This is a genomic window from Buttiauxella noackiae, from assembly GCF_000737905.1.
GTDB classification, from domain to species: Bacteria; Pseudomonadota; Gammaproteobacteria; order Enterobacterales; family Enterobacteriaceae; genus Buttiauxella; species Buttiauxella noackiae.
The window spans coordinates 81,101-105,762 of sequence record NZ_JPRU01000004.1 but is presented as its reverse complement, the minus strand read 5'-3'; the positions used below and the strand labels follow the sequence as shown (position 1 = coordinate 105,762).

General features: G+C 50.8%; 22 protein-coding genes. 14 read left to right on the top strand and 8 right to left on the bottom strand.

Annotation, left to right across the window (positions count from 1 at the left end):
• Nucleotides 1-9: 9 nt before the first annotated feature.
• Genes fhuC through fhuB form a run of 3 tightly spaced genes read left to right on the top strand, consistent with a single transcriptional unit; the run spans nt 10 to nt 3,688 of the window.
• Nucleotides 10-807 (top strand): Fe3+-hydroxamate ABC transporter ATP-binding protein FhuC, encoded by a 798-nt coding sequence (gene fhuC, locus IX31_RS18245; protein WP_034460877.1) that lies wholly within the window; start codon nt 10-12, stop codon nt 805-807.
• On the top strand, nt 807-1,706 hold the full coding sequence (gene fhuD / locus IX31_RS18240) for a Fe(3+)-hydroxamate ABC transporter substrate-binding protein FhuD (RefSeq protein WP_034460875.1): 900 nt from the start codon (nt 807-809) through the stop codon (nt 1,704-1,706). Before fhuC ends, fhuD begins: the two co-directional genes overlap by 1 nt.
• Entirely contained in the window at nt 1,703-3,688 is a 1,986-nt protein-coding gene (gene fhuB, locus IX31_RS18235; RefSeq protein WP_034460874.1) for a Fe(3+)-hydroxamate ABC transporter permease FhuB, read from the top strand. Before fhuD ends, fhuB begins: the two co-directional genes overlap by 4 nt.
• Nucleotides 3,689-3,775: 87 nt before the next feature.
• Here fhuB and hemL read toward each other — a convergent pair whose 3' ends face one another.
• The gene (gene hemL / locus IX31_RS18230; protein ID WP_034460872.1) at nt 3,776-5,056 is read right to left on the bottom strand and encodes a glutamate-1-semialdehyde 2,1-aminomutase; all 1,281 of its coding nucleotides are present in this window, start codon (nt 5,054-5,056) and stop codon (nt 3,776-3,778) included.
• A gap of 138 nt (nt 5,057-5,194) precedes the next feature.
• Between hemL and clcA the strand changes: the two genes are divergently transcribed.
• Together clcA and erpA are read left to right on the top strand one after the other, a co-directional pair.
• On the top strand, nt 5,195-6,616 hold the full coding sequence (gene clcA, locus IX31_RS18225) for a H(+)/Cl(-) exchange transporter ClcA (RefSeq protein ID WP_034460871.1): 1,422 nt from the start codon (nt 5,195-5,197) through the stop codon (nt 6,614-6,616).
• Between the two features lie 81 nt (nt 6,617-6,697).
• Nucleotides 6,698-7,045 carry an iron-sulfur cluster insertion protein ErpA gene (erpA, locus tag IX31_RS18220; protein WP_034460870.1) on the top strand — a complete coding sequence of 116 codons (348 nt, stop codon included), beginning with the start codon at nt 6,698-6,700 and terminating at the stop codon, nt 7,043-7,045.
• Nucleotides 7,046-7,183: 138 nt separating this feature from the next.
• Here erpA and IX31_RS18215 read toward each other — a convergent pair whose 3' ends face one another.
• The 3 genes from IX31_RS18215 to mtnN are packed head-to-tail and all read right to left on the bottom strand — an operon-like array spanning nt 7,184 to nt 9,321.
• Nucleotides 7,184-7,804: a TRIC cation channel family protein gene (locus IX31_RS18215; RefSeq protein ID WP_034460869.1), complete on the bottom strand. Its 621-nt coding sequence runs from the start codon at nt 7,802-7,804 to the stop codon at nt 7,184-7,186.
• Nucleotides 7,805-7,829: 25 nt separating this feature from the next.
• Nucleotides 7,830-8,630 carry a vitamin B12 ABC transporter substrate-binding protein BtuF gene (gene btuF / locus IX31_RS18210; RefSeq protein WP_034460867.1) on the bottom strand — a complete coding sequence of 267 codons (801 nt, stop codon included), beginning with the start codon at nt 8,628-8,630 and terminating at the stop codon, nt 7,830-7,832.
• Entirely contained in the window at nt 8,623-9,321 is a 699-nt protein-coding gene (gene mtnN, locus IX31_RS18205) for a 5'-methylthioadenosine/S-adenosylhomocysteine nucleosidase (RefSeq protein WP_034460866.1), read from the bottom strand. Before mtnN ends, btuF begins: the two co-directional genes overlap by 8 nt.
• A gap of 92 nt (nt 9,322-9,413) precedes the next feature.
• On the opposite strand from mtnN, the gene dgt reads away from it, so the two are divergent.
• From dgt to IX31_RS18190, 3 genes are all read left to right on the top strand, one after another.
• Nucleotides 9,414-10,928, top strand: a complete 1,515-nt coding sequence (dgt, locus tag IX31_RS18200; RefSeq protein WP_034460865.1) for a dGTPase — start codon at nt 9,414-9,416, stop codon at nt 10,926-10,928.
• A 143-nt stretch (nt 10,929-11,071) separates the two neighbouring features.
• Nucleotides 11,072-12,520: a serine endoprotease DegP gene (degP, locus tag IX31_RS18195; protein WP_034460864.1), complete on the top strand. Its 1,449-nt coding sequence runs from the start codon at nt 11,072-11,074 to the stop codon at nt 12,518-12,520.
• A 167-nt stretch (nt 12,521-12,687) separates the two neighbouring features.
• The gene (locus tag IX31_RS18190) at nt 12,688-13,845 is read left to right on the top strand and encodes a CdaR family transcriptional regulator (protein WP_034460863.1); all 1,158 of its coding nucleotides are present in this window, start codon (nt 12,688-12,690) and stop codon (nt 13,843-13,845) included.
• 31 nt (nt 13,846-13,876) lie between these two features.
• Here IX31_RS18190 and IX31_RS18185 read toward each other — a convergent pair whose 3' ends face one another.
• The 4 genes from IX31_RS18185 to map all read right to left on the bottom strand — a co-directional run bounded on the left by IX31_RS18185 (nt 13,877) and on the right by map (nt 18,775).
• Entirely contained in the window at nt 13,877-14,266 is a 390-nt protein-coding gene (locus IX31_RS18185) for a DUF3461 family protein (protein WP_034460862.1), read from the bottom strand.
• A 109-nt stretch (nt 14,267-14,375) separates the two neighbouring features.
• The gene (dapD, locus tag IX31_RS18180) at nt 14,376-15,200 is read right to left on the bottom strand and encodes a 2,3,4,5-tetrahydropyridine-2,6-dicarboxylate N-succinyltransferase (RefSeq protein WP_034461055.1); all 825 of its coding nucleotides are present in this window, start codon (nt 15,198-15,200) and stop codon (nt 14,376-14,378) included.
• Nucleotides 15,201-15,245: 45 nt separating this feature from the next.
• Nucleotides 15,246-17,918, bottom strand: a complete 2,673-nt coding sequence (gene glnD, locus IX31_RS18175) for a bifunctional uridylyltransferase/uridylyl-removing protein GlnD (protein ID WP_034461053.1) — start codon at nt 17,916-17,918, stop codon at nt 15,246-15,248.
• Between the two features lie 62 nt (nt 17,919-17,980).
• Nucleotides 17,981-18,775: a type I methionyl aminopeptidase gene (map, locus tag IX31_RS18170; RefSeq protein WP_034460861.1), complete on the bottom strand. Its 795-nt coding sequence runs from the start codon at nt 18,773-18,775 to the stop codon at nt 17,981-17,983.
• 311 nt (nt 18,776-19,086) lie between these two features.
• On the opposite strand from map, the gene rpsB reads away from it, so the two are divergent.
• The 6 genes from rpsB to ispU all read left to right on the top strand — a co-directional run bounded on the left by rpsB (nt 19,087) and on the right by ispU (nt 24,651).
• On the top strand, nt 19,087-19,812 hold the full coding sequence (gene rpsB, locus IX31_RS18165; RefSeq protein ID WP_034460860.1) for a 30S ribosomal protein S2: 726 nt from the start codon (nt 19,087-19,089) through the stop codon (nt 19,810-19,812).
• Between the two features lie 152 nt (nt 19,813-19,964).
• On the top strand, nt 19,965-20,816 hold the full coding sequence (gene tsf / locus IX31_RS18160; protein WP_034460859.1) for a translation elongation factor Ts: 852 nt from the start codon (nt 19,965-19,967) through the stop codon (nt 20,814-20,816).
• A gap of 142 nt (nt 20,817-20,958) precedes the next feature.
• On the top strand, nt 20,959-21,684 hold the full coding sequence (gene pyrH / locus IX31_RS18155; RefSeq protein ID WP_034460858.1) for a UMP kinase: 726 nt from the start codon (nt 20,959-20,961) through the stop codon (nt 21,682-21,684).
• Nucleotides 21,685-21,845: 161 nt separating this feature from the next.
• A complete protein-coding gene (gene frr, locus IX31_RS18150) occupies nt 21,846-22,403 on the top strand; it encodes a ribosome recycling factor (protein WP_034460857.1) in 558 nt (185 codons plus the stop codon).
• Between the two features lie 109 nt (nt 22,404-22,512).
• Entirely contained in the window at nt 22,513-23,712 is a 1,200-nt protein-coding gene (gene ispC / locus IX31_RS18145) for a 1-deoxy-D-xylulose-5-phosphate reductoisomerase (protein ID WP_034461052.1), read from the top strand.
• A gap of 186 nt (nt 23,713-23,898) precedes the next feature.
• Nucleotides 23,899-24,651 carry a (2E,6E)-farnesyl-diphosphate-specific ditrans,polycis-undecaprenyl-diphosphate synthase gene (ispU, locus tag IX31_RS18140; protein WP_034460856.1) on the top strand — a complete coding sequence of 251 codons (753 nt, stop codon included), beginning with the start codon at nt 23,899-23,901 and terminating at the stop codon, nt 24,649-24,651.
• Nucleotides 24,652-24,662 lie beyond the last annotated feature (11 nt).

Sequence of the window (24,662 nt, the reverse complement as noted above, 5' to 3'; positions counted from 1 at the left end):
ATGGCTATCATGCAGGACAAACACCTTCATCCCGATACCACGTTTAGCCTCACTGACGTTACCTTCCGCGTACCCGGTCGCACGCTTCTCCATCCTCTGTCGATCACCTTTCCTGTCGGAAAAGTCACCGGCCTGATTGGACACAACGGCTCGGGCAAATCGACACTGTTGAAAATGCTAGGCCGCCATCAGAAGTCCTCTGATGGGGAAATCAGTCTCAACGATCAACCATTGGATAGCTGGAGCAGTAAGGAATTTGCGCGCAAAGTCGCGTATTTACCACAACAACTCCCGGCGGCTGAAGGGATGACGGTACGCGAGCTAGTGGCAATTGGCCGCTATCCGTGGCATGGCGCGCTGGGCCGTTTTGGCGTGGCGGACAGGGAACTGGTTGACGAGGCCATCTCGCTAGTCGGACTGAAACCTTTTGCTCATCGTCTGGTAGACAGCCTTTCTGGTGGTGAACGCCAGCGCGCGTGGATAGCCATGCTGGTGGCGCAGGATAGCCGTTGCTTACTGTTAGATGAACCGACATCGGCGCTGGATATTGCCCACCAGGTTGATGTGCTGGCGCTTATTCATCGTCTTAGCCAGGAACGCGGCCTGACGGTAATTGCCGTTCTGCACGATATCAATATGGCCGCTCGCTACTGTGATCACCTTGTGGCATTGCGCGGTGGTGAAATGATAGCGCAGGGTTCTCCTGCGGAACTGATGCAAAGTGAAACGCTGGAAAAAATTTACGGCATCCCGATGGGCATTTTGCCACATCCTGCGGGTGCGGCTCCGGTGAGCTTTGTCTACTGATGAGTGAGCTGATTAACCCATTACTGAGTCGTCGGCAGTTACTCGCAGCACTGGCGCTCTCACCGTTATTGCTCAAAATGGGCAATGCGCAGGCCGCTGCCATCGACCCTCATCGCATTGTTGCTCTGGAATGGTTGCCGGTGGAGCTGATGCTGGCACTGGGTATCACGCCTTATGCAATGGCCGATATCACCAATTACAAAGCCTGGGTTGGCGAACCGAAATTGCCGGATGGCATTATCGAAGTTGGTTTGCGCACCGAGCCTAATCTCGAACTTCTTACGCAATTAAAACCGTCGCTGATCCTTTATTCCGCGGGCTACGGCCCGTCACCGGAAAAAATGTCCCGTATTGCGCCGGGTTTAGGGTTCAGTTTTAACGATGGCTCCGGCAAACCGCTGACCGTTGCTCGCCAGTCACTGACAGAACTGGGCGAAAAATTAGGTATGCAGCAAGCGGCTCGCGATCACTTGCTGAAATTCGACCAGTTTATCGAGCAGATGAAACCCCGCTTTGCTTCCCGAGGGGATAAACCCGTTTTGCTGATGACATTGTTAGATTCGCGCCACGCGCTGGTTATTGGCAAAAACAGTCTGTTCCAACAGGTGATGGATTTGCTGGGCGTGAAAAATGCCTGGTCTGGCGAAACTAACTTCTGGGGTAGTGCGGTGGTGGGCCTTGAGCGCTTAGCTGAAGTCAAAGACGCCGATGTTATCTGTTTTGATCACAATAACGATGCGGAAATGGCGCGCGTAACCGCAACGCCGTTGTGGAATGCAATGCCTTTTGTTCGCCAAAACCGCTTCCAACGCGTGCCGCCAGTATGGCTTTATGGCGCGACACTTTCCGCCATGAACTTCACCACTACGCTTGCGAAAGCCATAGGGAGCCAGACGTGAAATATCGTTATGCTTTGCTCCCCGCGCTGCTTTTATCTGTGCTGTTTGTTATTGCCTGTGTGCTGACGCTACACAACCTGAATGCACAGTTGCCTTCTGCGCAGTGGAGTGCGGCCTGGTGGCAGCCCAATATTGATGACATCAATCAGATGTTATTTCACTACAGTTTGCTGCCGCGCCTTGCCATATCTTTGTTAGTTGGGGCAGGGCTTGGATTAGTGGGTGTGTTATTCCAGCAGGTGTTACGAAACCCGCTTGCTGAGCCAACCACGCTTGGTGTGGCAAGTGGCGCGCAACTTGGTATCACGGTTGCCACACTGTGGGCATTGCCCGGCGGGTTTGCCACACAGCAGTTCGCCGCCCTGGTAGGGGCAGGCGTTGTGGGTCTACTCGTGTTTGGCGTCGCCTGGGGTAAGCGTTTATCGCCGGTCACGCTGATTCTTGCAGGGTTGGTGCTTAGCCTTTATTGCGGCGCGGTAAACCAACTGTTGGCTATCTTCCACCATGATCAATTGCAGAACATGTTCCTGTGGAGCACCGGTTCGCTGAACCAGCAAGACTGGGACATCGTCAACGGCCTGTGGCCACGTTTGGTTGGGGGCTTGCTGTTAACACTGCTGCTGTTGCGCCCGCTTACGCTGATGGGTCTCGACGATGGCGTGGCGCGTAACCTTGGTCTGGCGCTTTCAGTGGTGCGGCTCGCAACGCTGGTGCTGGCGATTGCTATCAGTGCGCTTTTGGTGAATGCGGTTGGGATTATTGGCTTTATCGGACTTTTTGCACCACTGCTGGCGAAAATGCTCGGTGCGCGGCGTCTGGTTGCCCGGTTATTACTGGCTCCGCTTATCGGCGCGTTAATTTTGTGGCTGTCCGATCAATCCGTTATCTGGCTCACCAGCGCCTGGCGCGAAATTTCGACCGGCACGGTGACGGCTCTGATTGGCGCTCCTTTATTGCTGTGGCTGCTGCCACGCCTGCGCACCGTTGGCACACCGGCAATGAACCAGGGTGATAATGTTCCGAGCGAACGCCAGCATCTGGGCTGGTGGGTGTTAATCGGTAGCGGTGTTTTAGCGTTAGTTCTTGTCACTGCGCTAACGCTTGGACGCGATGCGTATGGCTGGAACTGGGTAAGCGGTTCGTTATTCCACGACCTGTTGCAGTGGCGTTGGCCACGTGTATTAGCCGCGCTGACGGCGGGTATGATGCTGGCGGTTGCGGGCAGCGTTATCCAACGTCTGACCGGTAATGCGATGGCGAGCCCCGAAGTTTTAGGTATCAGCTCTGGTGCGGCATTCGGTGTGGTGGTGATGTTGTTTATCGTACCTGGCAATGCATTCGGTTGGTTGTTCCCTGCAGGCAGTCTTGGGGCGGCGGTGACACTGTTGGTCATCATGGTGACGGCAAGCCGTGGCGGTTTTTCTCCGCAACGCATGTTACTCGCCGGGATGGCACTGAGTACTGCGTTTACCATGTTGTTGATGCTACTGATGGCGAGTGGCGACCCGCGTATGGCGGGGATCCTGACGTGGATTTCCGGCTCTACCTATAACGTTAGCGGCGATCAAGCCGTCAGAACCCTTATTCTGATGGTGGTTCTATTTGCCCTGACGCCGCTTTGCCGCCGTTGGTTAATGATTCTGCCGCTAGGCGGAGCAACCGCACGGGCAATCGGCATGGCGCTGACACCATCACGTTTTGCGCTGCTTTTGCTGGCTGCAACCTTAACCGCTGCGGCAACGATGACCGTCGGGCCACTCAGTTTTGTTGGCTTAATGGCACCACATATCGCGCGTATGCTTGGTTTCCGGCGTGCAATGCCACAGCTGATAATATCGGCGTTATTAGGTGGGATGTTGATGGTTGCCGCGGACTGGTGTGGAAGAATGATCCTGTTCCCGGATCAGGTGCCTGCTGGCTTGCTGGCAACGTTTATCGGTGCGCCTTACTTTATTTATTTGCTGCGTAAACAGAGTCGTTAGTTGAGGTGGATGACGCTTCGCTTATCCACCCTACAAATGCTGCGTAGGGTGGATAAGCGAAGCGTCATCCGCCAATACTACCAGTGATTACAACTTTGCAAACACTCTACGCGCCGCGTCGATAGTCTTCTGAATATCTTCCTTAGAATGCGCAACTGACATAAAGCCTGCCTCAAACGCAGACGGTGCCAGGTAAACGCCTTCTTCCAGCATCAGGTGGAAGAACTTCTTGAAGCGTTCAACATCGCACGCCATCACGTCCTGGTAGCACGTTACCGTTTCCGCGTCAGTGAAGAACAAACCAAACATCCCACCCACATTGTTCACAACCAATGGAATGTTTTCGGCTTCTGCTGCGTTAAGCAGTCCGTCAGCCAGCATTTCGGTCAGTTCAGTCAATGTCTGGTGAACGCCAGGTTGCGCGACTTCAGTCAGGCAAGCGTAACCTGCTGCCATCGCAATTGGGTTACCGGAAAGCGTACCTGCCTGGTAAACCGGGCCGGTTGGTGCCAGAGCATCCATGATTTCACGACGGCCACCGAATGCACCTACCGGCATACCACCACCGATGATTTTGCCCAGGCAGGTTAGATCAGGCTCAACGCCGTAGTAAGACTGCGCGCCTGCCAGAGCAACACGGAAGCCGGTCATCACTTCATCGATGATAAACAGTGCGCCAAACTCATCGCACAAGGCACGTAAACCTGGCAGGAAATCATCGTTTGGAGGAATGCAGTTCATGTTGCCTGCGACCGGTTCAACAATGACGCAGGCGATATCTTCTGGATACTGCTCAAACGCTGCGCGAACGGAGGCGAGATCGTTATAAGTGCAGGTGAGGGTGTGTTTGGCAAAGTCTGCCGGAACGCCCGGTGAGTTGGGCTGGCCGAGGGTCAGTGCGCCAGAACCGGCTTTCACTAACAGGCAGTCGGCGTGGCCGTGGTAGCAGCCTTCGAACTTGATGATTTTATCGCGGCCGGTGAAACCACGGGCCAGACGAATAGCACTCATGGTGGCTTCGGTACCGGAGTTCACCATTCGTACCATATCCATGGTTGGAACCAGTTCGGTAACCAGTTCCGCCATTTTCACTTCCATCTCGGTTGGCGCGCCAAAGCTCAGACCGCGTTCAACCGCTTCAATCACGGCGTTGCGAATGGCTGGGTGATTATGGCCGAGAACCATCGGGCCCCATGAGCCCACATAATCGATATAGGCTTTGCCATCAGCGTCATACAGGTAAGCCCCGTCAGCGCGTTCGATAAACAGCGGCACACCGCCGACGCCGGTAAAAGCACGAACCGGCGAGTTCACGCCGCCAGGGATGACTTTGCGTGCGGCAGCGTACAGGTTTTCAGACTTACTCATGAATCGGCTCCTGATTCGTGGAAATAGTGGCAACACGCTATTCTAAGGGAAACTTGTGAAGTTATGAAAGTTTTGCCCAAATGCGTCGAGAGAGTAGAATGCCCCCTCGATTTGTATTACCAATAAATGATTAACCTAATGAATCACTCCCACCCCTCTTTTGAAGCACAACAAGTTGTGCGCTTACGCCGGGGCGACATGGTGCGTCGCCTAATTCGACAGGATAAAACGCCTGTCGCTATTCTTTTTATGGCCGCGATAGTAGGGACGTTAGCCGGTTTGGTAGGTGTCGCTTTTGAAAAGGCGGTCACCTGGGTTCAACAAAATCGTCTGGCGATGCTGGCGCATGTGGCCGATTACAGCCTGATCGTCTGGCCGCTGGCATTCATCAGTTCAATGGTTTTGGCGATGATTGGCTACTATTTAGTGCGCCGTTATGCGCCGGAAGCGGGGGGCTCTGGCATCCCTGAAATTGAAGGTGCACTGGAAGAGTTGCGCCCGGTGCGCTGGTGGCGTGTCATCCCGGTTAAATTTATCGGTGGTATGGGAACACTCGGCGCAGGGATGGTTCTCGGGCGTGAAGGGCCAACGGTGCAACTGGGCGGGAATATCGGGCGTATGGTGCTGGATATTTTCCGTTTACGGGGTGCCGAAGCCCGGCATTCGCTGTTAGCGACCGGTGCCGCTGCGGGTTTATCCGCTGCATTTAATGCACCGCTGGCGGGGATTCTGTTCATTATTGAAGAGATGCGCCCGCAGTTTCGCTATAACCTGATTTCGATAAAAGCCGTGTTTATCGGCGTGATTATGTCGAGCGTGGTTTTCCGTATTTTTAACGGTGAGAACGCTGTTATTGAGGTCGGGAAACTTTCTAATGCGCCTGTTAACACACTCTGGCTGTACCTGGTATTGGGCATGGTATTTGGTATTGTCGGCGTGTTCTTTAACGCGATGGTGTTCCGCACCCAGGATATGTTCCAGCGCTTCCACGGAGGAAATCTCAAAAAGTGGGTAATTATTGGCGGCCTGTTAGGTGGTATTTGCGGGATTCTTGGTCTTATCCAACCTGCAGCAGCTGGTGGTGGTTTTAACCTGATCCCCATTGCTGCTGCCGGAAATTACACGTTAGGCATGCTGCTGTTTATCTTTATTGCTCGCGTGATTACCACGCTGCTGTGTTTTTCTTCCGGCGCACCAGGTGGGATTTTTGCACCGATGCTGGCGTTGGGCACGTTACTGGGCACGGCATTTGGTATGGCGAGTGCGGCTTGGTTCCCGGCCTATCACCTTGAAGTTGGGACGTTTGCCATTGCAGGAATGGGCGCGTTGTTTGCCGCATCGGTACGTGCGCCGTTGACGGGGATTGTGTTGGTTCTGGAAATGACTGACAATTATCAGCTCATTTTGCCAATGATTATTACCTGCCTTGGCGCGACACTTTTGGCACAATTCCTCGGCGGTAAACCGCTATACTCCTCGATTCTTGCGCGCACACTTGCCAAACAGGAAGCCGAAAAGCAGGCTAAAGAACAACAGACCCCGAGCGGGGAGAATACTTGAACGATTTACTCGGGTATTAGATAATGGCCCAAAGTTTGGGGTTAAATTTCACCCAATATCTTATTTCGTTGGGAGCAAAAAATGAGTGATGACGTAGCAGTGCTGCCGTTGCAGTTTACAGAAGCCGCAGCCAATAAAGTAAAAAACCTGATCGCGGATGAGGAAAATCCAAATCTGAAACTGCGCGTTTACATCACCGGTGGTGGTTGCAGCGGCTTCCAGTATGGTTTTACTTTTGACGATCAGATTAATGACGGCGATATGACTATCGAGAAGCAAGGTGTTGCCCTGGTCGTTGACCCGATGAGCCTTCAATATCTGGTTGGCGGCGCGGTGGATTACACTGAAGGTCTGGAAGGTTCACGCTTTGTAGTGACAAACCCGAATGCGAAAAGCACCTGTGGGTGTGGTTCTTCGTTCAGCGTTTAAACCTTCATACTTCGAGCTGCAGATGCGATGACTAAACCCGTTCGCCTTTCTGCAACTCGAATTATTTCGTTTAGATAATGGGTTATAAACGTTCGTGTAGGCCGGATAAGCGAAAGCGTCATCCGGCTTTTTTATTGTTTATTGCCTGTCATCCAGCGCAAATGTCGGTAATTTGAGATGCCAACGAATGGCAGCCAGACGAATTGCGAGGGTGACGACCATACCAATCATACTCGCCTGTTCCAGTGGAACGTGGAAGGTGTAGAACGCTGTGGCATGCACAATGCCACCTGCAATACACGCCGTGGCGTAGATTTCGGTACGCAGGATCATTGGGATTTCACGCGCTAAAACGTCACGAATAATCCCACCGCCAACACCGGTCAACACGCCCATGCAAATGGCAATCAGTGGGCTTGTGCCCGCCAAAAACGCTTTATTCACCCCAATACCCACAAACACCGCAAGCCCCACGGCATCAAGCACTGGCAAAATCCATTTTGGGAGGCGACGCGGTTGTCGAATTAACACAATAGTCAGCATACAGGTGACCATTGCGACCACTAAGTCGGTTGGGTCTTTAACCCAAAATACCGGGCCATTATCCAGCGCCATATCGCGAATTGTTCCGCCGCCAACCGCTGTCACTACGCCCAGAACCAGAACACCAAACGGGTCCATACGTAGTTTACCTGCCAGCAGTACGCCGGATATTGCAAAGACGGCTGTGCCAATGATGTCCAGCCAATAGACGAGCATGTGGGTGTTATCCTCATAAAAAAGGTTATTTTTCTGCCAGCTCCTCACAGAGCTGTTTTGCGGCGAGGATAATACGTGGGCCCGAGCGACTAAACCAGTCATCATTCACTGCAATAACCGGAATTTTTAACTGGGTATTCCAGAATTGTTCAACCGGAGGGATTTTCGTCTCATCGCCGGTGATAATAATAGCCTGCGGGCGGCGGCTTAGCACCTGCTCACGACTCACCTGCGGCCAAGGAACCCGGCTATCTGCAAAGATATTTTGCCCACCACATACTCCCAGAATTTCGTCCTGAATCGAACCACTTCCTGATGTAAATAGCGGCTGCTGGCCGAACTGGAGAAACACTTTTTTCTTCGGGCCCTGTGCATATTGTGCTTTCAGATCGGCAAACTCTTTTGCCAGTTGATCTGCGGCGTTGTTGGCCGTTTGCGGTGTCGGGCTGTATTGGCTCAATTGACGCAATGCGGCAACCACTCCTTCGACCGTTGCCGGATCAAGCCAGACAACTTTAATACCCAATGCTTTTAGTTGATTGACCTGGCGCTCAGCATTTCCACCGCGCCAGGCAAGAACCACATCAGGTTTTAGCGCCACAATGCGCTCAAGGTTCATTCCTTGCCAGTTCGAGACTTGCTCAAGCTTTTTGGCGGCTTCCGGAAAGTCTGACCAGGCGCTGACCGCTACTGGCGTGATACCAGCCGCAAATGCCAGTTCAGTATTGCTCGGCGATAGTGAGATAACCCGCGGCGCGGCATTAAGCCACGCCGGGAGACAACACAGAAGCGCGGCGATCCCGCGCCAAAAGTTCTTATTAACCACGAGCCAGTTTCTGCACCAGGTTTTCAACCATTAGCGTGGACTGCTTCGCTGCAACAGCTAAGAACTCTTCGAAGCTCAGATGGGATTGCTGATCGGCAACATCAGAAATCGCGCGAACCACCACAAACGGGGTACCGAAGTTATGGCAAACGTGCGCAACGGCTGTTGCTTCCATTTCCACAGCAACTGCCTGTGGGAAGTTATGGCGAATTTTTGCCAGTGCCACAGAACCGTTAATAAAGGCATCACCACTAACAACCAAACCGCGTACGGCGTTCAGGTTTAGCTCGGCAATGCACTCTTCAGCCGCGGCAATCAGTTTGGCGTCGGCAGCAAAACCTGCCGGGCAACCAGGCAATTGACCATATTCATAGCCAAAAGCGGTAACGTCTGCGTCGTGGTAACGCACTTCATCAGAAACCACGATATCGCCAACTTTAAGTGTGGCTGCGAGACCACCCGCAGAACCGGTGTTGATCACCACATCTGGTTTGCAATGCTCAAGCAGGAGAGTTGCACCCATTGCCGCTGCGACTTTGCCAATACCTGATTTCAGCAAAGCGACTTCCACGCCATTCAGGGTGCCGGTGTAAATTTCACACCCGGCAAGCTTCAGAGTCTGACGGCTTTCAATTTTGTCACGCAGCAGCGTAACTTCTTCTTCCATTGCACCAATGATGCCTACTTTCATAGTGATTCTCGCTAAAGTGTTAAATTACCTTCATAGTCTATCATGGCTGGCATCAAGGAATTAATCCGCTGTTAAAAGGCGAAGGAGAGGGCATGAGTGAGATAGATTTCCGCAAGAAAATTAACTGGCACCGCCGTTTCCGCTCGCCTGATGGGCTGAAGAATGAACATGAAATCCAGCGTATTTTTGAAAGCGATCGCGGGAGAATCGTCAATTCTCCGGCAATTCGCCGATTGCAGCAGAAAACTCAAGTTTTCCCTCTGGAGCGTAACGCCTCTGTTCGCACTCGCTTGACGCACTCGATGGAAGTTCAGCAAGTCGGACGCTACATCGCCAAAGAAGTGCTCAGTCGCCTGAAGGAGCAGCAAGACCTTGAGCGTTATGGTTTGCATGAGCTCACTGGACCGTTTGAAAGCATTGTTGAAATGGCGTGCCTGATGCACGACATCGGTAACCCACCGTTCGGCCATTTTGGTGAGTCAGCCATTAATGACTGGTTCCGCCAGCGTTTATTCCCAACAGATGCCGGCAGCCAGCCGCGCAGCGACGATCGTTGCCGGGTTGAAGCTTTACGCCTGCGTGAAGGTGAAGATCAATTGAATGGCTTACGCCGCAAGGTACGCCAGGATCTGTGTCAATTTGAAGGTAATGCACAGGGGATTCGTCTGGTACACAGTCTACTACGCATGAATCTGACCTGGGCGCAGGTTGGTTGCATTCTGAAATATACGCGCCCGGCCTGGTTTGTTGGCGAGCCGCCAAAAAGCCACGCTTATCTGATGAAAAAACCGGGCTTCTATCTTTCTGAAGAGTCCTACATTGCCCGTTTGCGCACAGAGCTTGAATTGGGCGAATACAGCCGTTTCCCACTGACATGGATAATGGAAGCTGCGGACGATATTTCTTACTGTGTGGCGGATCTGGAAGATGCGGTTGAGAAGCGCATTTTCAGCGTTGAACAACTTTATCAGCATTTATGTGATGCCTGGGGCGAGCATAGCAAAGGCGATCTTTTTGAGCGTGTGGTTGATGAGGCCTGGGATAAATCCCGTTCAAATCAGATGCGCCGCAGTACCGAAGATCAGTTCTTTATGTATCTGCGCGTCAACACGCTAAACCAGTTGGTGCCTTACGCCGCACAACGTTTTATCGATAATCTTGGCGATATATTTAGCGGTGAGTTCAATCACGCGCTGCTCGAAGATGACAGCCCCTTTGCGCGCCTGCTGGAGCTATATAAGCAGGTTGCATTTAAACATGTATTTAGTCACCCAGAAGTTGAGCAACTTGAGTTACAAGGTTATCGCGTTATCAGTGGCTTACTTGAAATTTACAGTCCATTACTCAATATATCAGTTGAGGATTTTGCTGAACTGGTGGAGAAAGAAAGTTTACGTCGTCTGCCGATTGAAACTCGACTCTTCCACAAATTGTCTACAAAACATAGGCTTGCGTATATTGAGGCAGTCAGTGATTTGACGCCGTCGGCCAGTGATTTCCCGGTATGGGAATATTATTACCGCTGTCGTCTAATTCAGGATTATATCAGTGGAATGACGGACTTATTCGCATGGGATGAGTATCGGCGCCTGATGGCGGTGGAATAAGTTGCTCATTGAGTTTTGTAAAGACGGACAATAAATTTTTACTTTTTCCAGTGACTTATCGGCGGAACTTAGCGCCTCAATTGTCACTCTATATTGGCCTACACAGCAATTTTGCGTGACTTATTAACTTGAGACTGAAATCGATGAAAAAAACAACTTTAGCAATGAGCGCGCTGGCTCTTAGCCTGAGTATGGCGCTGAGTCCTGTATCTGCAATTGCGGCAGAGACAGCTTCTTCTGTACCTGCAACCGCAGCGCAACCTATGCCAAGTCTTGCGCCGATGCTGGAAAAAGTAATGCCTTCCGTGGTGAGTATTAACGTTGAGGGTAGCACTACGGTTAATACGCCACGTATGGGGCGTAACTTCCAACAGTTCTTTGGTGATAATTCACCGTTCTGTCAGGAAGGCTCTCCATTCCAGAGCTCTCCATTCTGCCAGGCAGGCCCAGGTGAAGAAGGCCCTCAGGGCGGCGGTCAGCAACAGAAATTTGCAGCACTGGGTTCTGGTGTAATTATTGACGCAGCTAAAGGCTATGTGGTGACAAACAACCACGTTGTTGATAATGCGACAAAAATCCAGGTATCCCTGAGCGATGGACGTAAGTTCGAAGCAAAAGTGGTAGGTAAAGATCCACGTTCTGATATCGCACTGTTGCAGTTGCAGGACCCGAAAAATCTGACTGCGATAAAAATGGCTGACTCCGACGCACTGCGCGTTGGTGATTACACAGTGGCTATCGGTAACCCATATGGTCTGGGCGAAACTGTGACCTCCGGTATTGTTTCAGCCTTGGGTCGTAGTGGCCTGAACATTGAAAACTATGAGAACTTTATCCAGACCGATGCGGCAATCAACCGTGGTAACTCCGGTGGTGCGCTGGTTAACCTTAATGGTGAACTGATAGGGATTAACACTGCGATTCTGGCACCAGACGGTGGCAACATCGGTATCGGTTTTGCTATCCCAAGCAACATGGTGAAAAACCTGACCGCGCAGATGGTGCAGTATGGTCAAGTTAAGCGTGGTGAGCTGGGTATCATGGGTACCGAGTTGAACTCTGAACTGGCAAAAGCGATGAAGGTTGACGCGCAACGTGGTGCATTTGTCAGCCAGGTTATGCCGAACTCTTCTGCTGCGAAAGCGGGTGTGAAAGCCGGTGACGTTGTGGTTTCCATGAACGGTAAAGCAATTAGCAGCTTCGCTGCCTTGCGCGCGGAAGTGGGCTCTATGCCAGTCGGCAGTAAACTGACACTTGGCCTGTTGCGTGATGGCAAACCCGTTTCAGTCAATCTGGAACTGCAACAAAGCAGCCAGACTCAGGTCGACTCTGCCACCATCTTTACTGGTATTGAAGGTGCTGAAATGAGTAACCGCAGCGGTAAAGATGAGAAGGGTGTCATCGTCAATAACGTTAAAGGTAATAGCCCTGCTGCGCGTATTGGCCTGAAAAAAGGCGATATTATCATTGGTGTTAACCAGCAGGTTGTAAATAACATCGCTGAGCTGCGCAAAATTCTGGACACCAAGCCGTCAGTAATGGCGCTTAATATTCAGCGTGGCGACAGCACCATCTATCTGTTGATGCAGTAATTAATTGCCACTAAGTTCTCCTTAAACCATCAGGGCCGCAAATCGCGGCCCTTTTTTGTGAGCCTTACCACAACTCCATACTCTTCAGTTGTGCTTTGTGCATTCGCACAATGCTGAGGCGATCTATCTCGCCTATGCTAGGCCATTAGCACGACTCAGGAGGACACATGGCTGGCTGGCACCTTGATACCAAAATGGCGCAGGACATTGTGGCGCGCACCATGACCATTATTGATACCAACATTAACGTGATGGATGCGCGTGGTCGAATTATTGGCAGCGGTGATAAAGAACGTATTGGTGAATTGCACGAAGGTGCATTGCTGGTGCTCTCTCAGGGGCGTGTGGTTGATATTGATGATGCCGTAGCCCGGCATCTGCACGGTGTACGCCAGGGGATTAACCTGCCGCTACGCATCGAAGGTGAAATTGTCGGTGTTATCGGTCTGACTGGAGAGCCTGGCTCGTTGCGTAAATATGGTGAGCTGGTGTGTATGACGGCGGAGATGATGCTTGAACAATCTCGTCTGATGCACTTGCTGGCCCAGGACACACGTCTGCGTGAAGAGCTGGTGATGAATTTGATTCAGGCCGAAGAACAGACACCTGCGTTGAGTGAATGGGCACAACGTTTGGGTATCGATCTGAATCAACCTCGTGTGGTCGCCGTGGTGGAAGTCGATAGTGGGCAGCTTGGCGTGGAAAGCGCTATGGAAGAGTTACAGCAGCTGCAAACTGCACTAACGACACCTGAGCGGAATAATTTGATAGCTATTGTGTCGTTAACGGAGATGGTGGTGCTGAAGCCCGCGCTAAATCCCTTTGGCCGTTGGGATGCAGAAGACCACCGTAAGCGAGTGGAACAGCTCATCAACCGCATGAAAGAAAATGGTCAGCTACGCTTCCGTGTCGCGCTGGGCAACTATTTTACTGGCCCTGGAAGTATTGCGCGCTCGTACCGAACCGCTCGCACTACCATGATGGTCGGCAAACAGCGTATGCCGGAAAGTCGGGGCTATTTTTACCAGGATTTGATGTTGCCGGTGCTGCTGGATAGTTTGCGTGGCGGCTGGCAGGCGAATGAACTGGCGCGCCCTTTAGCTCGTCTGAAATCAATGGATAACAACGGACTGTTGCGCCGAACGTTAAGCGCGTGGTTCCGACACAACGTGCAGCCACTTGCAACGTCTAAAGCATTGTTTATTCATCGTAATACGCTCGAATACCGGCTTAACCGTATTTCGGAATTAACAGGGTTAGATTTAGGGAATTTTGACGATAGATTGTTGCTGTATGTGGCGTTGCAGCTGGATGAGCAAAGATAAGAAAAGGGCCGGAGATTCCGGCCCTTTTGGATTATTTACCGCGGGTTAGCTTTTCAAGATCGGATTCAATTTCACTGATCTTATGAGCAACCACCGATTCCAGATGGCGAAGATCGTCGAGGATTTTGCGTTTCAGATCCACTTCAGTGCGATCTCGTTGGCAAAGTTGATCTAATTCATCAATTACATAGCGCAGATTCGGGCTGATTTCCTGCACTTCTTTGTAACCCTGGCCGACGCCATCGGCAACGACAGTTTTGCGCTGGCGTGGGTATTTAAACTTCACGCTTTTAGCGAAAAACTCGCCTTTATCCTTCTGGAAATAGATTTTCAGGATATCGTTGTTGGCTTCCTGCCGGAGGCTATAACGATCGATTTCATCAGGATTGGTAATACCCAGACTTTTCAAGTTATCGTACATAGTGTGACCTTTTTCGATATCATTAACCTATAGATAATTAACGGAAAAATCCTTTTCCGCTAGCCCTAAATGCTAAAAAGGCGGGTAAGCCCGCCTTTTACACATTTTATTAGTCGATAGTGCGAAGCAGCTCGTTGATTCCAACTTTGCCGCGAGTTTTCGCGTCGACTTTTTTCACGATAACTGCACAGTACAGGCTGTATTTACCATCTTTAGATGGCAAGTTGCCGGAAACAACCACGGAACCTGCTGGTACGCGGCCGTAATGCACTTCGCCGGTTTCACGGTCATAAATACGCGTGCTTTGGCCGATGTAAACGCCCATAGAAATCACAGAGCCTTCTTCAACGATAACGCCTTCCACAACTTCTGAACGCGCGCCGATGAAGCAGTTATCTTCGATGATAGTTGGGTTAGCCTGTAATGGCTCCAGAACACCACCGATGCCGACGCCACCAGACAGGTGAACGTTTTTACCAATCTGCGCACAAGAACCAACAGTCGCCCAGGTATCAACCATTGAGCCTTCATCAACGTATGCACCGATGTTGACGTAAGACGGCATCAGAACGGTGTTACGTGCGATGTATGCGCCCTGGCGAACGGCCGCTGGTGGCACAACGCGGAAGCCTTCTTTCTGGAAGCGTGCTTCGTCATAGTTGGCGAATTTCATCGGCACTTTATCGAAGTAGCGGCTTTCGGCACCATCAATAACCTGGTTGTCATTGATACGGAAAGAGAGCAGAACGGCTTTCTTCAGCCATTGGTGGGTAACCCACTGGCCATCAATTTTTTCGGCAACGCGCAGCGCACCGCTGTCGAGCAGGGAGATGACCTGGTTTACCGCTTCACGAGTGACGGTATCAGCATTTGCAGGAGTGATTTCGGCGCGGCGCTCGAAAGCGGTTTCAATTACATTTTGTAGCTGCTGCATTGGCATTGTGAACATTTTCCTGATTGTGACGAAATTAACAGACTGTTATTTATCGTTTGGATTAAGGGCCGCTGTCAACCGTTGCTGTACTTCCTCTTGCAACTCATTATTAAGAGCACGCCGGTCGGCGGTGGCTATTATAAATAAATCTTCTACTCGCTCGCCAATTGTCGTAATTCTGGCCCCGTAAAGCGAAATTCCGAGATCGGCAAACACTTCTCCCACGCGAGCCAGTAAACCTGGCTGATCTAAAGCTATCAGCTCCAGGAACGTTCTTCTATCGGTATGCGTTGGCAGGAAATTCACCTCAGTATCGACGGTAAAGTGACGTAGTTTGGCAGACTGGCGGCGCGGCTGAGGTGTTTGCCAACTGGTCTGCGTAATGGCTTGTTCAATGCTGTGGCGGATAAGATCATGCCTGTCGGCGGAAAGCGGACTGCCATCCGGCTCCAGCACAATAAAGGTATCCATTGCCATGCCATCGCGCGTCGTAAATATTTGTGCGTCATGAACGCTGAGGTTGCGCCTGTCCAGCTCGGCACAAACGGCGGCAAACAGGTGAGGGCGGTCAGGGCTCCAGATGAAGATTTCGGTACCCCCCCGTGTTGCCTGCGGGCTAAGCAAAATCATCGGCTTGCTGAGGTCGTGCTTCAGCAAATGGCGCGCATGCCAGGCGATTTGATTTGGTGTGTGGCGAACAAAATAGTTCGCCCGACAGCGACGCCAGATGTTATGCAGCGCCTCTTCGTTGATGTTATCCATACGCAGCAACGCCAGCGCCTGAAGCTGGTGGTGGCGCACGCGTTCACGCATATCCGGGCTATTTTGCATTCCGCGGCGCAGCTGTTTTTCGGTAGCGAAATAGAGCTCACGCAACAGGCTCTGTTTCCAGCTATTCCACAAGGTTTCGTTGGTCGCACAGATATCAGCGACGGTCAGGCAAACCAGGTAACGCAGGCGGTTTTCAGTCTGCACTTCTTCGGCAAACTGCTTAATGACTTCCGGGTCCTGAATATCACGGCGCTGCGCGGTGACTGACATCAACAAATGTTGGCGCACAAGCCATGCGACGAGCTGTGTTTCGCGTGAGTTCAGGCCGTGCAGTTCGGCAAATTTTAAGACGTCCTGAGCGCCAAGAACGGAGTGATCGCCGCCGCGACCTTTGGCGATGTCATGGAACAGGGCTGCAATCAGGATCAGCTCCGGATGCGACAGACGGGGCCAGAGATCCACACATAGTGGGTGCTTCGGGCGGGTTTCTTCTTTCGCGAAGCTTTCCAGTTTTTGCAGCACGCGAATGGTGTGTTCATCGACCGTGTAAGCATGGAACAGGTCAAACTGCATTTGCCCGACGATATGCGACCACTGCGGCATATACGCCCACAACACACTGTGGCGGTGCATTGGCAGTAAAGCGCGGCTCACGGCACCGGGATGGCGCAATATCGTGAGGAAGAGATCGCGCGCTTCTGGAATGTAGCAAAGCGGCTGTACTAAATGGCGACGTGCATGGCGCAAATGGCGTAAGGTGGTTGAATAAATTCCGGTGATGTCACGGTTACGCACCATCATGTAAAACATGCGCAAAATGGCCTGCGGTTCACGCATAAATAGCGTTTCGTCACGCAGATCGATAAGCGTGCCACGTAACTGGAAGTCATCGTCCAATGGGCGCGGTTTTTCGCTGGCATCAAGTGCAAGAATCGCTTCATCAAACAGCTGCAACAGCATTTGGTTAAGCTCACCGACGCGACGGGTCACACGATAGAAATCTTTCATCATGTGTTCGACTGGCTGATTGCCATCACCGTTGTAATCCAGACGCTGAGCAACGCTTAGCTGCCTGTCGAATAACAAACGGTTGTCATAGCGATTCACTTCGAGATGCAAAGCGAAGCGAATACGCCACAGTAGGTGCTGGCACTCATCCAGTTCATTTCTTTCCGCTTCGGTTAAAAAACCAAAACCGACCATTTCGCTCATGGACGTGGCGCCAAAGTGGCGACGAGCGACCCATTGCAAAGTATGGATGTCACGCAAACCGCCGGGGCTGCTTTTGATATCTGGCTCGAGGTTATAACTTGTGCCGTGGTAACGCTGGTGACGAACATTTTGCTCATCAATTTTTGCGGCAAAGAATTTGGCGGATGGCCAGAAGCCGTCACTGAAAATGTGTTTTTGCAGTTCAAGGAAGAGTGCAACATCGCCAATCAGTAAGCGCGACTCAATCAGGTTGGTGGCAACCGTTAAATCAGAAAGACCTTCAAGCAGGCACTCTTCAAGCGTGCGTACGCTGTGCCCGACTTCTAACTTTACGTCCCACAGTAGTGTGAGAAGTTCACCGATTTTTTGGGATTGTGGTTCGCTCAGACGTTTACGGCTGAGTATCAACAAATCAATGTCAGATAACGGATGGAGTTCCCCGCGCCCGTAGCCGCCCACCGCGACAAGTGCGGTTTCAGGGACATCACCAAAACCGTAATTTACCCATAACCGTTGCAGTAGCTGGTCGATAAACTCGGTGCGGGCATCGATAAGTTTTTCGGCGGAATTACCGTCGTCGAATGCTGTTCCTAACCATTGCTGGAAAGTGTCAAGGCGGGCTTTAATTTCGGCGCAATTAAGCTCTGAATCTGTCCAGTTGATGGGGTATTCAGGTTGCCCGGAAATCTCAGGAAGCACAGTGGTTGCGTACTGCTCGGGTAAGCTCGGTGTCATGTCGCCATCCATAAAAAAAGCCGGCATAAGCCGGCTTCGATTGCTGACTTTCGCCAGGCATATCACTCGTTATGCGAAATCACCGCGGGGATGGTGTCATCCTTGCGTAAAGTGAGAATTTCGCAGCCGTTATCTGTCACCACAATAGTATGCTCGTATTGTGCAGACAAGCAGCGATCTTTGGTTTTCACTGTCCAACCGTCTTTCATGGTACGAATACGGTAATCGCCAGAGTTCACCATCGGCTCGATGGTGAAAGTCATGCCCGGTTGCAGCACTACGCCACCGTCATCAGCATCGTAATGCAGCACCTGTGGTTCTTCGTGGAATACGCGGCCAATACCGTGTCCACAGTATTCACGAACCACAGAAAAACCTTCAGCTTCGACGAATTTCTGAATTGCAGCACCCAGAGTGCGCAGGCGAATACCTGGTTTTACCATGCGAAGGGACAAATACAGGCTTTCCTGGGTAACACGGCACAGGCGCTCACCCAGAATGGTCGGTTTACCGACGATGAACATTTTTGAGGTGTCACCGTGGTATTCGTCTTTGATGACAGTGACGTCAATGTTGACGATGTCGCCATTTTTCAAAATCTTAGCGTCATCAGGAATGCCGTGACAGACCACTTCGTTAATAGAGATACACACTGATTTTGGGAAGCCGTGGTAACCCAGGCACGCGGAAATAGCTTGCTGCTGGTTAACGATGTAATCGTTACAAATACGGTCCAGTTCACCAGTGCTAACGCCCGGTTGTACATGGGGTTCAATCATTTCCAGCACTTCAGCGGCAAGTCGGCCCGCGATGCGCATTTTTTCGATTTCTTCAGGTGTTTTAATTGAGATAGCCATTAATTCGATCCGCAGGTGTCGTCATTAGCGACAATAATTGAGCAGGTGTAGGTCAATGTTATCAGGGCCTACGATCGGTGCCAAATCGAGAATCAGTGTGCGCACTATCTGCTAACAACTATTGGAGTCCGGGTCTGTTTTATGGTATAAAGCGCGCCGGACTTGTATTCCGATTTTTCGGGTACAGCCAACACTCTCACTTTGTGTAAATAACACACACGTATCGACACATATTCCGGGGTGCCCTTTGGGGTCGGTAATATGGGATACGTGGAGGCTTAACCCCATACTTTTATATAGAGGTTTTAATCATGGCAACTGTTTCCATGCGCGACATGCTCAAGGCTGGTGTTCACTTCGGTCACCAAACCCGTTACTGGAACCCGAAAATGAAGCCTTTCATCTTCGGCGCTCGTAACAAAGTTCACATCATCAACCTTGAAAAAACTGTACCTATGTTCAACGAAGCTTTGGCTGAGCTGAGCAAGATTTCTTCTCGTAAAGGCAAAATCCTTTTCGTTGGTACTAAGCGTGCTGCAAGCGAACCAGTAAAAGAAGCTGCTCTGAGCTGCGATCAGTTCTTCGTGAACCATCGCTGGTTGGGCGGCATGCTGACTAACTGGAAAACTGTTCGTCAGTCCATCAAACGTCTGAAAGACCTGGAAATCCAGTCTCAGGACGGTACCTTCGACAAACTGACCAAGAAAGAAGCACTGATGCGTACCCGTGAGCTGGTGAAGTTGGAAAACAGCCTGGGTGGTATCAAGGATATGGGCGGTCTGCCGGATGCTCTGTTTGTAATCGACGCTGATCACGAACACATTGCAATCAAAGAAGCGAACAACCTGGGTATCCCAGTATTCTCTATCGTTGATACTAACTCCGATCCAGATGGCGTTGATTTCGTTATCCCTGGTAACGACGATGCAATCCGTGCTGTAACCCTGTATCTGGGTGCTGTAGCTGCTACCGTTCGTGAAGGCCGCTCTCAGGATCTGGCTTCTCAGGCAGAAGAAAGCTTCGTAGAAGCTGAATAATAAGGTTCGCTCTCATTGAGCCCTTATTAACCAGGTATTGAATAGTTTGGTTAGGGGGCCTGTCTCAGGCCCCCTTTTTATTTTGAGCCAGGGTTCGTCTATTCCGTGGACCAGGGCTTATCTCTCTCTACGAGATAACCGAGGATTTTAGAATGGCTGATATTACTGCTGCTCTGGTAAAAGAACTGCGTGAACGTACTGGCGCAGGCATGATGGATTGCAAAAAGTCACTGACTGAAGCTAATGGCGACATCGAGCTGGCAATCGAAAACATGCGTAAGTCTGGTGCGATCAAAGCGGCTAAGAAAGCAGGCAACGTAGCTGCTGACGGCGTGATCAAAACTAAGATCGCAGACGGCTACGCTGTGATTCTGGAAGTTAACTGCCAGACTGACTTCGTTGCTAAAGATGGTGGTTTCCAGGCATTTGCTGACAAAGTGCTGGACGCTGCTGCTGCAGGCAAAATTACTGATATCGAAGTACTGAAAGCACAGTTCGAAGAAGAGCGTGTTGCACTGGTTGCTAAAATCGGTGAGAACATCAACATTCGTCGTGTTGCAGTTCTGGAAGGTGATGTTCTGGGTAGCTACCTGCACGGTGCTCGCATCGGTGTTGTTGTTGCAGCTAAAGGCGCTGACGAAGAGCTGGTTAAGCAAATCGCTATGCACGTTGCTGCAAGCAAGCCAGAATTCGTTAAGCCAGAAGACGTGTCTGCTGAAGTTGTTGAGAAAGAGTACCAGGTTCAGCTCGACATCGCTATGCAGTCTGGCAAGCCGAAAGAAATCGCAGAGAAAATGGTTGAAGGCCGCATGAAGAAATTCACCGGTGAAGTTTCTCTGACTGGTCAGCCTTTCGTCATCGACCCAAGCAAAACTGTTGGTCAGCTGCTGAAAGAGCATAATGCTGATGTAAATGGCTTCATCCGCTTTGAAGTGGGCGAAGGCATCCAGAAAGTTGAGACTGACTTCGCAGCAGAAGTTGCTGCAATGTCCAAGCAGTCTTAATTTTTAAAGGAGCCGCCAATTGGCGGTTCCTTTTTATCTGGCTTTAAAAATCAGCCTGCTCTGATACAGATCTTGTTGATATGCGACATTATGTCGCCTGAATTTACCATCCCCATTCGTTGACTGTTCCCAGGAAAGAATCATGGCTACCAATGCAAAACCTGTCTACAAACGCATTCTGCTCAAGCTAAGCGGCGAAGCGCTGCAAGGTACCGAAGGCTTCGGTATTGATGCAAGCATCCTTGATCGTATGGCTCAGGAAATTAAAGAGCTGGTTGAATTGGGTATTCAGGTCGGGGTGGTGATTGGTGGTGGCAACTTATTCCGCGGTGCAGGCCTGGCAAAAGCCGGTATGAACCGTGTTGTGGGCGACCACATGGGCATGCTGGCAACCGTAATGAACGGTCTGGCAATGCGTGATGCGCTTCATCGCGCCTATGTGAACGCTCGTCTGATGTCTGCTATTCCATTGAATGGCGTATGTGATAACTACAGCTGGGCAGAAGCTATCAGCTTGCTGCGCAATAACCGCGTAGTTATCCTGGCAGCCGGTACCGGTAATCCATTCTTTACTACTGACTCTGCTGCGTGTCTGCGTGGTATTGAGATTGAAGCGGACGTGGTACTGAAAGCCACGAAAGTAGATGGCGTGTTTACTGCGGATCCTGTTAAAGATCCTACTGCAACGCTTTATGAGCAACTGACTTATACCGAAGTGTTGGATAAAGAGCTGAAAGTGATGGATTTGGCTGCGTTCACGCTTGCCCGCGATCACAAATTGCCGATTCGTGTTTTCAACATGAACAAACCTGGTGCACTTCGCCGTGTGGTTATGGGCGAAAAAGAAGGCACTTTAATCACTGAATAATTTCAGTCGATGCTTAATCAGGGTAAGATTCAGTTTCAAACAGTCGTAACAGGTGAACCCCAACGGGCGCCATGAATAAACAGGGCTATACTTAGCTCGCAGCGTCTGCATAGCGGCGTGAAGTGTGGTCTGCCCTAAACCAGTTTTCAAGGATTCGTAACGTGATTAGCGATATCAGAAAAGATGCCGAAGTGCGTATGGAAAAATGCGTAGAAGCATTCAAAACCCAAATCAGTAAAATCCGCACCGGCCGCGCCTCTCCATCCCTGCTGGACGGTATCATTGTGGAGTATTACGGCACCCCGACTCCACTGCGCCAATTGGCAAGTGTAACGGTTGAAGATTCTCGCACACTGAAGATCAACGTGTTTGACCGTTCTCTGAGCCAGGCCGTTGAGAAAGCGATCATGACTTCCGACCTCGGTCTGAACCCAAGCTCTGCTGGTACCGACATTCGTGTTCCACTACCGGCACTGACTGAAGAACGTCGTAAAGATCTGATCAAAATTGTACGTGGCGAAGCTGAAGGCGCACGTGTGGCGGTTCGTAACGTTCGCCGTGATGCTAACGACAAAGTGAAAGCGCTGCTGAAAGATAAAGAAATCAGTGAAGATGACGATCGCCGTTCTCAGGACGACGTTCAGAAAATGACTGATGCTGCTATCAAGAAAGTAGATGCTGCGCTTGCTGAGAAAGAAGCTGAGTTGATGCAGTTCTAATCCGTTGAGATGACGGATCAAACGCCGTATGCAAGCCGTGGCTCATGCCACGATTATTGTCTACGGCGTTTTTTATTTGATTATTCATACTAAAACTCCAGAGCGCCCCATGAAGCAACTGACCATTCTCGGCTCTACCGGATCTATCGGTACCAGTACCCTTAGCGTTGTTCGTCATAATCCTGATAACTTTTCCGTCATCGCCCTGGTAGCCGGGAAAAATGTCGCGCGCATGGCTGAGCAGTGCCTGGAGTTCAAGCCGCGCTGGGCAGTAATGGATGATGAAGTTTCTGCTGGAGAGTTACGTCGTTTGCTTAAAGAGCAAGGGAGTAGCACTGAAGTTCTGGCCGGGCAGCAGGCAGCTTGTGAAATGGCGGCGCTGGATGAAGTTAATCAGGTTATGGCGGCTATTGTTGGCGCTGCCGGCCTGTTACCCACTCTTGCGGCGATTGCTGCAGGCAAGCAAGTGTTACTGGCAAATAAAGAATCTCTGGTGACTTGTGGGCGGCTGTTTATGGATGCTGTACAACGAAGCCATGCTCAGCTTCTGCCTATCGACAGCGAACACAACGCAATTTTTCAGAGTTTGCCGGAAACAATTCAGCAAAACCTCGGGTACGCTGAACTTGAGGGTAATGGCGTTTCGTCAATTATTCTTACCGGGTCAGGTGGCCCATTCCGTGAGACGCCGTTAGGCGAACTGGCAGCAATGACTCCGGACCAGGCTTGTAGCCATCCGAACTGGTCGATGGGACGTAAAATCTCAGTCGACTCGGCCACCATGATGAACAAAGGTCTCGAATACATTGAAGCTCGTTGGCTATTCAATGCTTCAGCGAAACAAATGGAAGTACTGATACATCCGCAGTCGGTTATCCACTCGATGGTTCGTTATCGTGATGGTAGTGTGCTGGCGCAGTTAGGCGCTCCAGATATGCGCACGCCTATCGCACACGCCATGGCATTTCCTGAGCGCGTGCAGTCAGGTGTTGAACCACTCGATTTTTGTAAAATTGGTACTTTCACCTTCATGGAACCAGACTATCATCGCTATCCTTGCCTGAAGCTTGCAATGGAAGCATTTGAGCAGGGGCAAGCTGCAACGACCGTACTGAACGCTGCAAATGAAATTGTGGTTGAAGCTTTCTTGCAACAACAGCTACGTTTTACAGACATTGCTTCCTTAAATCGCGCAGTCCTTGATAGTGTTGAATTGACTGAGCCGAAGAGCGTGGAAGAGGTTCTTGCTGTTGATGCGAAAGCACGCGAGGTTGCCCGAGATTTGGTGACGCGCATCGCTTCCCGATGATTATTTATTCAGCTGATATGCCTCTATTTGTTAGCTTTGTGCTTCAGTGATATAGTCTGCGCCATCTTTCGGCCAGGAATAACTGACTGAAAGATTGGTAAGCCGTGTTATAGCACGGCTTTTTTATGTAAAAGCTGAGATCATTCTGAGTACCGCTTAATCCTTATCTGGGAATAATTACGCGTTATGTTGTCTGCAAACCAACAATTAAGCGAAACACAATCCGGACATGGCGCACGCCATGTTGCCATTATTATGGATGGCAACGGTCGCTGGGCGAAACGACAAGGGAAGATGAGGGTTTCCGGCCATAAGGCGGGGGCGAAATCTGTTCGCCGGGCGGTAAGTTTTGCGGCAAATAATGGTATAGATGCGCTTACGCTCTATGCTTTTAGTAGTGAAAACTGGAATCGTCCAGCTCAAGAAGTTAGCGCACTAATGGAGTTGTTTGTGTGGGCTTTAGACAGTGAAGTCAAAAGTTTGCATCGTCACAATGTCTGTTTGCGTATTATCGGCGATATCAGCCGATTCAATGCTCGCCTGCAAGAACGTATCAAAAAAGCCGAAGACTTAACGAGTGCCAACACAGGTTTGACTCTCAATATTGCCGCGAACTATGGCGGGCGTTGGGATATTATTCAAGGTGTGCGGCATCTTGCCGAACAGGTACAAGAAGGCTTACTGCGTCCAGACCAGATTGATGAAGAGATGCTGAGTAAGCAAATCTGCATGAATGAACTGGCTCCCGTAGATTTAGTAATTAGGACAGGGGGAGAGCATCGTATTAGTAACTTTCTGATTTGGCAGATTGCCTACGCAGAACTTTATTTCACTGATGTTCTTTGGCCTGATTTCGATGAACAAGACTTTGAAGGTGCATTAAATGCTTTTGCAAATCGAGAGCGTCGCTTTGGCGGCACAGCACCTGGTAGTGAGTAAGCCTGTTGGGG

Coding starts and splice junctions, on each gene's coding strand:
- fhuC (WP_034460877.1), top strand. CDS start 10: ATGCAGGACAAACACCTTCATCCCGATACCACGTTTAGCCTCACTGAC.
- fhuD (WP_034460875.1), top strand. CDS start 807: ATGAGTGAGCTGATTAACCCATTACTGAGTCGTCGGCAGTTACTCGCA.
- hemL (WP_034460872.1), bottom strand. CDS start 5,056: ATGAGTAAGTCTGAAAACCTGTACGCTGCCGCACGCAAAGTCATCCCT.
- clcA (WP_034460871.1), top strand. CDS start 5,195: ATGAATCACTCCCACCCCTCTTTTGAAGCACAACAAGTTGTGCGCTTA.
- erpA (WP_034460870.1), top strand. CDS start 6,698: ATGAGTGATGACGTAGCAGTGCTGCCGTTGCAGTTTACAGAAGCCGCA.
- IX31_RS18215 (WP_034460869.1), bottom strand. CDS start 7,804: ATGCTCGTCTATTGGCTGGACATCATTGGCACAGCCGTCTTTGCAATA.
- mtnN (WP_034460866.1), bottom strand. CDS start 9,321: ATGAAAGTAGGCATCATTGGTGCAATGGAAGAAGAAGTTACGCTGCTG.
- dgt (WP_034460865.1), top strand. CDS start 9,414: ATGAGTGAGATAGATTTCCGCAAGAAAATTAACTGGCACCGCCGTTTC.
- degP (WP_034460864.1), top strand. CDS start 11,072: ATGAAAAAAACAACTTTAGCAATGAGCGCGCTGGCTCTTAGCCTGAGT.
- IX31_RS18190 (WP_034460863.1), top strand. CDS start 12,688: ATGGCTGGCTGGCACCTTGATACCAAAATGGCGCAGGACATTGTGGCG.
- IX31_RS18185 (WP_034460862.1), bottom strand. CDS start 14,266: ATGTACGATAACTTGAAAAGTCTGGGTATTACCAATCCTGATGAAATC.
- dapD (WP_034461055.1), bottom strand. CDS start 15,200: ATGCAGCAGCTACAAAATGTAATTGAAACCGCTTTCGAGCGCCGCGCC.
- glnD (WP_034461053.1), bottom strand. CDS start 17,918: ATGACACCGAGCTTACCCGAGCAGTACGCAACCACTGTGCTTCCTGAG.
- map (WP_034460861.1), bottom strand. CDS start 18,775: ATGGCTATCTCAATTAAAACACCTGAAGAAATCGAAAAAATGCGCATC.
- rpsB (WP_034460860.1), top strand. CDS start 19,087: ATGGCAACTGTTTCCATGCGCGACATGCTCAAGGCTGGTGTTCACTTC.
- tsf (WP_034460859.1), top strand. CDS start 19,965: ATGGCTGATATTACTGCTGCTCTGGTAAAAGAACTGCGTGAACGTACT.
- pyrH (WP_034460858.1), top strand. CDS start 20,959: ATGGCTACCAATGCAAAACCTGTCTACAAACGCATTCTGCTCAAGCTA.
- ispC (WP_034461052.1), top strand. CDS start 22,513: ATGAAGCAACTGACCATTCTCGGCTCTACCGGATCTATCGGTACCAGT.
- ispU (WP_034460856.1), top strand. CDS start 23,899: ATGTTGTCTGCAAACCAACAATTAAGCGAAACACAATCCGGACATGGC.